Source organism: Variovorax sp. 22077 (assembly GCF_052044195.1).
Classification (GTDB): Bacteria; Pseudomonadota; Gammaproteobacteria; order Burkholderiales; family Burkholderiaceae_C; genus Variovorax; species Variovorax atrisoli.
Map to the genome: position 1 here is coordinate 1 of NZ_JBQEQC010000059.1, position 2969 is coordinate 2969.

General features: G+C 69.8%; 1 protein-coding gene. It reads right to left on the bottom strand.

All coding sequences use genetic code 11. From position 1 onward, the window contains the following. Positions 1-2969 (bottom strand): condensation domain-containing protein (locus ACTJLF_RS34405; protein ID WP_440884871.1); only part of this gene is annotated, 2969 nt, incomplete at both ends.

The window sequence follows — 2969 nt, forward strand, 5'->3', positions numbered from 1 at the left end:
GGATCTCGATGCGCCCGATGGGCTGCGCGGGGTCGGCGGCGATCGCCTCGAGCACACGCTGCAGGCGGGCCACGAGCTGGTCGACCGCGTCGCGCTCGAACAGGTCGGGCCGGTAGCCCACGCGCAGCTGCAACTGCGCACCGGGGATGACCGCGATGCTCAGCGGATAGTGGGTGGTGTCGCCTCCGCCGCCACCGGCGCGAGCGATCTCCAGGCCGTTGTAGGAAGGCTGGCGCCCCCTGGAGTCCACGGGGTAGTTCTCGAAGACGAACAGCGTGTCGAACAGCGTGCTGAAGCCGCTGATGCGCTGGATGTCCGACAGGCCCAGGTGCTGGTGCGCGATGAGCGAGGACTGCTGGTCCTGCAACCGTGCGAGGACCCGCGCGGCGGGTTCATCGGATTGGAACTGCAGACGCAGCGGCAGGGTGTTGATAAACAGGCCCACCATGGCCTCCACGCCGGCGAGCTCGGGCGGGCGTCCGGAGACCGTGATGCCGAAGACCACGTCCTGGCGCCCGGTCAGGCGCGCCAGCAACGCGGCCCATGCGCCCTGCATGAGGGTGTTGAGGGTGAGGCTGTGCTGGCGTGCCTGGCGGGTGAGGGCATCGGTCAGCGCCTGCGGCAGGCTGAAGGCGAAGGAGGACTGGCGCCCCGAGGTGGAGGCCTGAGTGGTGACGAGCCGGGTGGGCTCCTGCAGTCCTGCGAGCGCGTCGCGCCATGCCTGCTCGGCGGCCGCGCGGTCCTGCTGCTTGAACCAGGCCAGGTAGTTGCGGTAGGGCGTGGCCGCAGGCAGGCTGGCGGGGTTGCCGCGGCTGGCGTACAGCGCGAACAGCTCCTTGAGCAGGATCGGCATGGACCAGCCGTCCAGCAGGATGTGGTGGCTGGTGAAGACGAAGCGAGCGCGCTGGGCGCCCAGGCGGATGAGCGCGAAGCGCAGCAGCGGAGCCTGGGCGGGGTCGAAGGGCAGCAGGCGGTCCTGCTGGAGGAAGCCGGCCAGGCGGGTCTCGCGCTCGGGTGCATCGAGTGCGGTGAGGTCGATGTCCTGCCAGGGCGGGGTGATCTGGCGCGGGATGATCTGCACGGGCTCGGAGAGGTCCTGGTGCAGGAACGCGGCGCGCAGGTGCGCGTGGCGCTGCAGCAGCGCGCTGGCGGCGGCGTGCAGGGCTCCAGCGTCCAGGGGGCCCGTGAGCTCGAAGGCCAACTGCACGACGTAGGCATCGGCCTCGTGCTCGTCGTACATGGCGTGGAACAGCAGGCCCTGCTGCAGGGCCGACAGCGGCAGGATGTCTTCGAGTGCTGGGTGCTGCTGTTCGATGCGCTCGATCTCCGCCTGGCTCAGGCTCAGCAAAGGGAAGTCCGAGGGCGTGAAGCCGCCGGCGTCGCTGCGCTGGGCGTGCGCGACCAGGGCTTCCAGGGCATCGAACCAGCCCTGGGCAAGATCGCGGATGTCTGCGTCGCTGAAGAGCTCGCCGGCCCAGGCCCAGGAAGCTTGGAGTTCGGGGCCGTCGGCCTTGTCGCGCGTGAGCGCGTCCAGCGAGATCGCATGCGCCAGCGGCGCTTCGGCATCTCCTCCGCCTCCCAATGCGCCGGCCTCCGGCGCGGCGGCCCAGTCCTGGGCCTGCGGTGCGGCGAAGCGCCCCAGGTAATTGAAGCCGATCTGCGGTGCTGCACCCGAGAGCACCTTGGCCGTCTCGGGATTGAGGTAGCGCAGCAGCCCGAAGCCCAGGCCGTTGTCGGGCAGGGCGCGCAGCCGCTCCTTGCTCTGCTTGAGCGCACGGCCCATGTGGGCGCCGCCGCGCAGGGCGTCATCGAGGTCGACGCCCTGCAGGTCCAGGTGCACGGGGAAGATGCTGGTGAACCAGCCCACGGTGCGCGAGAGGTCGATGTCCTCGAAGATCTCCTCGCGGCCGTGGCCCTCGAGGTCGAAGACCACACCCGGGGCCTGCTCGCCGGAGCGCTTGCGTCGCCACTGGGCAACTGCCAGGGCGAAGGCCGTGAGCAGCACGTCGTTGATGCGGCCGTGGAAGAGCGCGGGTACCTGCGTGAGCAGTGCGGAGGTGAGCGTGGTGGGCAGGCTCAGCGTCAGGCGCCGGGCGGTGGCGACCGTGTCGCGGGTGGCATCGAGCGCGCGGTGCGACAGCAGCGGGTCGGCGGCGTCCACGATGGAGCGCCACAGCGGCAGCTCGGTGAGCCGTCGCGGGGAGAGTGCCTCGGCGTTCAGGCGCAGCGCCCAGTGGCGCAGGGAGCTGCTGCGCGGCCCGAGCCTGGCGCGTTCGCCGCGCTGTGCGGCCTGCCAGGCCAGTTCGAGGTCGGGCACGAGGATGCGCCAGGAGACGCCGTCCACCGCGAGGTGGTGGATCGTCAGCAGCAGGCGTCCGGGCTGTGCGCTGCCGGCGTCGAACCAGGTGGCCTGCAGCATGCGTCCGGCTTCGGGGTCGAGGCGTGAGGCGGCCACGCGCGAGGTCTCGGCGATAAGCATGCGTAGGCCGTCCTCGTGCAGGCCGATCGTGTCGATACGGCGCAGGCACTCCCTGGCCTCGAAGGATGGCGCTGGGGGGATCTCCAGATGCCAGCCGGGCACAAGGCGCATGCGCAGTGCGTCGTGTTGGTCGAGCACAGCCTGTAACGCCATCACGAGATGGTCCTGCTGCAAGTCCGCAGGGACCTGCAGCAGCATCGACTGGTTGAACTGCGTCAAAGGGCCGCCACGCTCGCGCAGCCAATGGATGACCGGTGTAGGAGGCAAGTCGCCAACTGCTGGATTCCCTACTGTATCTAGCCGGCCTGCCGATGCTTCGAAACTGGACTGCGCGGCCAGCGCTTCAATGTTCGGCTGCTGGAAGATGCTGCGCGGAGTGATGAGCAGTCCGGCCTTGCGTGCGCGGCTGACGAGCTGGATGGAGCTGATGCTGTCGCCACCGAGGTCGAAGAAGTTGTCGTCGATGCCGACCTGGGGCAGGTGCAGGATC